Annotated in this window: 7 protein-coding genes and 2 tRNA genes; 7 read left to right on the top strand and 2 right to left on the bottom strand. The window is 37.4% G+C overall.

What is annotated here, in order from left to right:
• The first annotated feature begins 40 nt into the window (after nucleotides 1-40).
• Both CUB63_RS10180 and CUB63_RS10175 read left to right on the top strand, forming a co-directional pair.
• Nucleotides 41-117 (top strand) — tRNA-Asp (locus tag CUB63_RS10180).
• A 7-nt stretch (nucleotides 118-124) separates the two neighbouring features.
• Nucleotides 125-200 (top strand) — tRNA-Trp (locus CUB63_RS10175).
• A gap of 243 nt (nucleotides 201-443) precedes the next feature.
• Here CUB63_RS10175 and hdfR read toward each other — a convergent pair.
• A complete protein-coding gene (gene hdfR, locus CUB63_RS10170) occupies nucleotides 444-1,265 on the bottom strand; it encodes an HTH-type transcriptional regulator HdfR (protein ID WP_109399710.1) in 822 nt (273 codons plus the stop codon).
• 115 nt (nucleotides 1,266-1,380) lie between these two features.
• On the opposite strand from hdfR, the gene CUB63_RS10165 reads away from it, so the two are divergent.
• A complete protein-coding gene (locus CUB63_RS10165; protein WP_072064627.1) occupies nucleotides 1,381-1,719 on the top strand; it encodes a MaoP family protein in 339 nt (112 codons plus the stop codon).
• A 45-nt stretch (nucleotides 1,720-1,764) separates the two neighbouring features.
• Here CUB63_RS10165 and CUB63_RS10160 read toward each other — a convergent pair whose 3' ends face one another.
• Entirely contained in the window at nucleotides 1,765-3,297 is a 1,533-nt protein-coding gene (locus CUB63_RS10160) for a YifB family Mg chelatase-like AAA ATPase (protein WP_072064626.1), read from the bottom strand.
• A 451-nt stretch (nucleotides 3,298-3,748) separates the two neighbouring features.
• On the opposite strand from CUB63_RS10160, the gene ilvL reads away from it, so the two are divergent.
• The 4 genes from ilvL to ilvE all read left to right on the top strand — a co-directional run bounded on the left by ilvL (nucleotide 3,749) and on the right by ilvE (nucleotide 6,839).
• Nucleotides 3,749-3,850 (top strand): ilv operon leader peptide, encoded by a 102-nt coding sequence (gene ilvL, locus CUB63_RS10155; RefSeq protein WP_072064625.1) that lies wholly within the window; start codon nucleotides 3,749-3,751, stop codon nucleotides 3,848-3,850.
• A gap of 130 nt (nucleotides 3,851-3,980) precedes the next feature.
• Nucleotides 3,981-5,630, top strand: coding sequence for an acetolactate synthase 2 catalytic subunit (gene ilvG / locus CUB63_RS10150; RefSeq protein ID WP_109847978.1), 1,650 nt, complete (start codon nucleotides 3,981-3,983; stop codon nucleotides 5,628-5,630).
• Nucleotides 5,627-5,902 (top strand): acetolactate synthase 2 small subunit, encoded by a 276-nt coding sequence (ilvM, locus tag CUB63_RS10145; protein ID WP_072064623.1) that lies wholly within the window; start codon nucleotides 5,627-5,629, stop codon nucleotides 5,900-5,902. The genes ilvG and ilvM overlap by 4 nt, the downstream gene beginning before the upstream one ends.
• A 10-nt stretch (nucleotides 5,903-5,912) precedes the next feature.
• The gene (ilvE, locus tag CUB63_RS10140) at nucleotides 5,913-6,839 is read left to right on the top strand and encodes a branched-chain-amino-acid transaminase (RefSeq protein WP_109396579.1); all 927 of its coding nucleotides are present in this window, start codon (nucleotides 5,913-5,915) and stop codon (nucleotides 6,837-6,839) included.
• Nucleotides 6,840-6,881 lie beyond the last annotated feature (42 nt).

The following is a 6,881-nucleotide window of genomic DNA, read 5'->3' as shown; positions in this document are numbered from 1 at the left end:
GCGTTAATGTTAAATAACATTAATCGCGAAAAGAATACGCGGAGCGGTAGTTCAGTTGGTTAGAATACCTGCCTGTCACGCAGGGGGTCGCGGGTTCGAGTCCCGTCCGTTCCGCCAACTATTTAGGGGCGTAGTTCAATTGGTAGAGCACCGGTCTCCAAAACCGGGTGTTGGGAGTTCGAGCCTCTCCGCCCCTGCCAATTACCAATTAAGTAATAACAAAATTTATACTTCTTTGTAGCCCAGTTAATTAACTGGGCTTTTTGTTATCTATTCTCAATATTTATTTCACTATATTCCCATCGATTGATCTATCAATATGCTGATTTTACTAACATTTATCAATAATATTTCCTGTAATATGTAATGAAAATTCTAGAGTAAAGCTTAATTCCAAGGGTGATTTGTTAATGCTATGAATACATATAGAATGGATTTAAGCTTTATTGATGATTTACCGGCTGTTTTAATAATTGTTGTATCAATACTTGTTGATCACTAGTATTTAGCCAAACCGCAAATAAAGGTTTTTGAATAATTTCTGTTGAGGCTGGTGCTAGGTCTGAATAGAGATCGAGCCAATGTGTAGGTAGGAATGCAACTGCTTGTGTTGTTTTCATTAACTGATAAGCAACCATTGCAGAATTAGTGGTTAAAATAGGGTCAATTTTTTGCACTTCACTATTAGGAAGAAAAGGCTGAAAATCAGCACTCCATTCAATTTTGATAAATTGTACTATTTTCTCTGTTTTATTTGATGCTATTTTCATCAACTGAAAAGTAATATCACCAATAATTTTACTTTCTAATTCATCCATCTTGGGTGCTTCAGTCGTAAAAAGAAGATCTAGTTCTCTTGCATGAAGTTGTTTTACAAGAGACTGCCGTGTAGAGACTCTAGATTCGATTCTAAGCTCTTTTCTTTCTAAATAAGACTCCTGTAACCAAGATGTTAGATATGCTTCCCAGAGTGATGCTGTGGCGCCAATTGATAGCTCTGAATGTTGAGAAGCATGGCTAATCTCTTTTTTAGCAAGAAGCCATGTATTCATTAACGATTCAGCATAGGGGACCAGCCTTTCACCCGCGGCAGTTAAACGAATATTATTACGATGGCGAGTAAACAGATTTGTGCCTAGTTGTGTTTCCAATTGTCGTATTCTAAAACTAACCGCAGACTGCGTTAAATAAAGAGATTCAGCGGCTCGTCCAAAGTGTCTAGTCTTACTGACTTCCAAAAAGGTTTTCAGTAATTCGGTATCCACATCTATCTCCAAAAAAATTTGTCGTTACGATTTAAATATTTTGTTTTACAGAACCGCATGACTATCTAATACTCCGCGCCATAAGTATGACGATAGAGAATTAGGAGTGTGTCAGATGGCAGAAAGTTTTATCACGACTAATCGTTTTTTTGACAATAAACATTATCCGCGTGGTTTTTCTCGTCATGGCGATTTCACTATCAAGGAATCCCAGATATTGGAACGTCATGGTCAAGCCTTTAATGAGCTTGATTTAGGCAAACGAGAGCCTATAACTGAAGCGGAAAAATTATTTGTTGCCATGTGTCGTGGCGAACGAGAAGCAGCAACAATCGAAGAAAAAATTTGGAAGAAATATACTAGTCGTATAAGTCGTCCAAAACGTTTTCATACATTATCGGGTGGAAAGCCACAGCTCGATCCATCTGATGACTATACCGATTCTGATGATTAATATCATTAGTTTTAGTAAAAAGGAGCGTTTTTTCGCTCCTTTTATTTACCCATCTAATTGTTTTTGTAAATAGATCATTAATCTATCCATTGCACGAAAACTTAAAGCTTCAATCAAGTGATTTCTCTGTATTTTCTCTTCATTTTCGAGATCTGCAATAGTCCTCGATACTCTTAAAATTTTGTGCCAAGCTCGTATCGATAGTCCTAATTTATTAAGCGTATCTTCAAGAAAAGTGGCATCACTGGTATTTAATGAGCAATAGCTTTCAATCTCTTTTCCAGTTAGATAAGTATTCACTTTTCCACATCGTGAAAATTGTCTTTCTCTAGCCTTTAGAACTCGTTCTCTAATTGTTGAACTATTTTCAGTGGTAAATGTAGGATGAATAAGCGAACCTTGAGGAAGAAGTGGCATTTCGACAGATAAATCAAACCTATCTAAAAAAGGTCCAGAAACCTTGCTTAAATAGCGCAGGATCTGTTTTATTGGTACTCGATTATGATTACCTTGATAATGCCCTGTTGGGCTTGGGTTTAATGCACCGACCAATAATACATTAGCAGGGTAGCTTATTTTAGCTTTTGCGCGTGAAATAGTAATTTCTCTAGCGTCTAGAGGTTCACGTAATGCATCAAGTACACGACGCTCAAATTCTGGCAATTCATCTAAAAATAAAATACCGTGATGCGCTAATGTAATTTCTCCAGGTTTAGGAAGAGAGCCACCTCCCGTTAAAGCAACAGCAGAGGAAGTATGATGTGGGGCTCTAAATGGTCTTGTAGGCCACTTTCTTTCATTAAATGTCAGACCTCTTAAGCTACTAATGATTAATACATCAAGTGCTTCTTTAGCCGTTAAAGGAGGAAGAAGCGTAGTTATCCTTTGTGCTAACATTGTTTTTCCTGTTCCTGGAGGCCCAAGAAATAAAATATTGTGATTTCCTGCTGCTGTAATTTCTGCTGCTCTTTTTGCATTATTTTGACCAATTATATCGCTCATATCTTTATTATCTTGATTTTCAATTTCATCGTTAATAATAAAGCTTTCTGTTTCAATTAATGGCGTATTATTTTCTAGATGATGACAAATTTCTAAAAGATGAGAGGCTAATAAAGCAGATCTATTGGGTAATAATGAAACTTCAGTTTGATGTTCTATTGATACAATGCATATTCGATGATCTTTTGAAGCGCTAAGGATTGAAGGAATAACGGCATTAACTCGTTGTAATTTTCCAGAAAGTGCAAGTTCTCCAATAAACTCATAACACTCTAATTTATTTGATTTTAATTGCTCGGATGCAATTAATATTGCTAGTGCAATAGGTAAATCATAACGTGCACCTTCTTTGGGTAAATCGGCCGGTGAAAGATTAATCGTTATTCTTTTTGCAGGATAAGTATATCCGCTATTAATTAATGCACTTCTTACTCTATCTTTTGCTTCTTTTACAACAGTTTCAGGTAATCCAACTAATGTTAATCCAGGTAATCCCTGACTAATATGTGCCTCGATAGTAATAAGCGGAGCTGATATTCCTAAAGAAGCACGTGTATATATTATTGCTAATGCCATTTTTTATTCTCCATTATTTTTTTCTTTTTAAATTATTTTTTCTTTTGTGTTAAATAAAGAATTAAATAAATGCGAGATATCTCAAGAATAATTCAAATCATTGAAATATAACAGTTAATTTTTTAAATAATTAATTTAATAAATTAATATAAATATAATGAAAAATGTTATTGATTCTTAACTTGGAATAATAAAATGTAATAGTAGAAAAAACAAAATAACGTGTTCTTTCTTGGTATTAATAACTATAAAACAAATGGTTTATAGATTAAAACTCTGTCGTGTGTTTGTGATATAAAAAAACATATGAAATTCATTATGTTAGATTTTTTTTTAAAATAAACATTGTCAATTCTAAAATATCATGATAACTCTAAAAGGACAGAGTGAAAGAAAGCACAACACAACATTACAAATATACATTTTAAATAAGAAAAGAAGTTATAAAACTATGAATACTATCGTCCTAGTGATTAGCCTAATTATTATCAGCGTGGTGGTGATTATTAACCCACCGTGCGGGGCTGCACTAGGACGAAGAAAGGCTAACTAAACTAGCCGGATCTCTTAAAAACCCCCGCACCGAAAGGCGCGGGGGTTTTTTTTGAGCCAGAGTTTGAAAAAGAGATGAAATAGAAAATAAATTTAAATTAAACAAGAAGTTAAGATGGCAGGGTGAAAGAATGAATGGAGCACAGTGGTTAGTACAGGCATTACGAAAACATCAACTCGAGACAGTCTTTGGTTATCCTGGCGGTGCGATCATGCCTGTTTACGATGCTCTTTATGATGGCGGTGTTGAACATATCTTATGTCGCCATGAACAAGGTGCTGCAATTGCTGCGATTGGTTTTGCTCGCGCTACGGGGACAACAGGTATTTGTATCGCGACATCAGGCCCAGGCGCTACTAATGTTATCACTGGACTTGCTGATGCATTGTTAGATTCTGTGCCTGTTGTTGCTATCACTGGACAAGTTGCTTCCGATTTGATTGGTACTGACGCATTCCAAGAAATAGATGTTTTAGGTCTTTCGTTGGCATGTACTAAACACAGTTTTTTAGTCTCATCTGTTGATGAATTACCTAGAGTGTTATCAGAGGCATTTTCTATAGCCTCTCAAGGTCGTCCCGGCCCCGTTTTAATCGATATCCCGAAAGATGTTCAATTAGCCGATGCTTCCCATTTATCAAATTATGAATTACCAGAAGAGCAAGAATTTCCTTACCCAACACAAGAAATAGCACAAGCTAAGCAGATGTTAGCACAGGCACAAAAACCTATTTTGTATGTAGGTGGTGGCGTTGCCATGAGTAATGCAGTGGAAACGTTAAGAGAATTTGTGAAGCAAACAGAAATACCCGTTGTTTCTACTTTAAAAGGGCTAGGTTGTGCTGATGCATCAAATGCCAACTATCTAGGCATGCTTGGTATGCATGGCACTAAAGCGGCAAATTATGCTGTTCAGCGTAGTGATTTATTAATTGCTATTGGTGCACGTTTTGATGATCGCGTGACAGGGCGATTAAATACTTTTGCACCTAATGCCAAAGTTATCCATATCGATATCGACCATGCAGAATTAAATAAATTAAAACAAGCTCATGTTGCGTTATTGGGGGATGCTAAGGTGTTGTTGCCTGTTTTGTCTCAGCCATTATCTATCGCATCTTGGCAACAAGAAGTACAAGCATTAAAAACAGAACATGCTTGGCGTTATGATCATCCGGGCTCTGCGATTTATGCCCCTTTATTATTAAAACAATTATCAGACGCCAAACCTAAAAATACCGTTGTGACAACAGATGTTGGTCAGCATCAAATGTGGTCGGCGCAACATATGACATTTGATGCACCTGAAAATTTTATTACTTCAAGTGGTTTAGGCACCATGGGATTTGGTATCCCTGCGGCCGTAGGCGCTCAAATTGCTAGACCTGACGCTTGTGTTATCTGCGTATCTGGTGATGGCTCTTTTATGATGAATGTGCAGGAACTGGGCACAATTAAACGTAAACAATTACCTATCAAATTGGTGTTATTAGATAACCAACGTCTTGGTATGGTTCGTCAATGGCAAGAGTTGTTTTTTGAACAACGTTATAGCGAAACAATTTTAACAGATAACCCTGACTTTGTTGCCTTAGCCAAAGCGTTTGATATCCCTGGGCAACGTATCACAGAAAAAGCACAAGTTGCTGATGCAATAAAATGTTTATTAGAGAGCGATGGTCCTTACTTATTACAGGTATCTATCGATGACGCAGAAAATGTCTGGCCTTTAGTCCCGCCGGGCGCAAGTAATGATGAGATGATGGAGAAATCAAAATGAACCAACACAATATCACAATTGAAGCCCGTTTTTGTCCAGAGATCTTAGAACGTATCCTGAGAGTTATTCGTCATCGTGGTTTTCATATATGCTCAATGAATATGAATATCACAGAGAGCAACAATATTAACTTAAGCCTGACGGTGAGTAGTCAGCGACCATTAGAACTTCTGTGCAGCCAGTTAACAAAATTAGCTGATGTTGCAGGTATTCAAGTATTACATCAACAGAAAGAAAAATTACGATTCATGAATGCACTAAGTGCCATGTAAGGATAAAAGAATGACAAAGCAAGCTGATTATATTTGGTTTAACGGTGAAATGGTTCCATGGGCTGAGGCAAAGGTTCATGTGATGTCTCACGCATTGCATTATGGTACTTCCGTATTTGAAGGTGTGCGTTGTTACAATTCTCATAAAGGTCCTGTGGTATTTCGCCATCGTGAGCATATGCAACGTTTACATGACTCAGCCAAAATCTACCGTATGCCTGTTGAGCAAAGTGTTGATGAGTTAATGGAAGCATGTCGTGAAACCTTACGTAAAAACAAATTAGTCAGTGCTTATATTCGTCCATTAGTTTTTATTGGAGATGTCGGCATGGGGGTTAATCCGCCAGCAGGTTATAAAACAGATGTAATCATTGCTGCATTCCCATGGGGAGCCTATCTCGGTGAAGAAGCTTTAGATAAAGGTATTGATGCAATGGTTTCTTCTTGGCATCGCGCTGCACCGAATACTATTCCAACTGCAGCAAAAGCGGGTGGTAACTATTTATCTTCACTATTAGTGGGAAGCGAAGCTCGCCGTCATGGTTATCAAGAAGGAATTGCACTAGATGTTCATGGTTATTTATCAGAAGGTGCAGGTGAAAACCTATTTGAAGTAAAAGATGGTGTTATTTTTACGCCTCCATTTACTTCATCAGCACTACCGGGGATCACGCGTGATGCCATCATCAAATTAGCAAAAGATCTCGGTTATGAGGTGCGTGAACAAGTACTTTCTCGTGAATCACTTTATCTTGCCGATGAAGTCTTTATGTCAGGTACCGCTGCAGAGATAACGCCAGTACGTAGTGTTGATGGTATTCAAGTAGGTATCGGGCGCTGTGGTCCTGTGACTAAATCAATTCAAAAAGCCTTCTTTGGACTGTTTACGGGTGAGACAGAAGATAAATACGGCTGGTTAGATCCAATCAATTCATAAACATAATCAAATAAATTTATTTAGCGGGTAGATCGTTCCCTG

Origin of the sequence: Proteus penneri (genome assembly GCF_003144535.1) — a bacterium.
Lineage (GTDB): Bacteria > Pseudomonadota > Gammaproteobacteria > Enterobacterales > Enterobacteriaceae > Proteus > Proteus penneri.
Note: the sequence above shows the minus strand (reverse complement) of the source record. Positions and strands in the feature narration are given on the sequence as shown.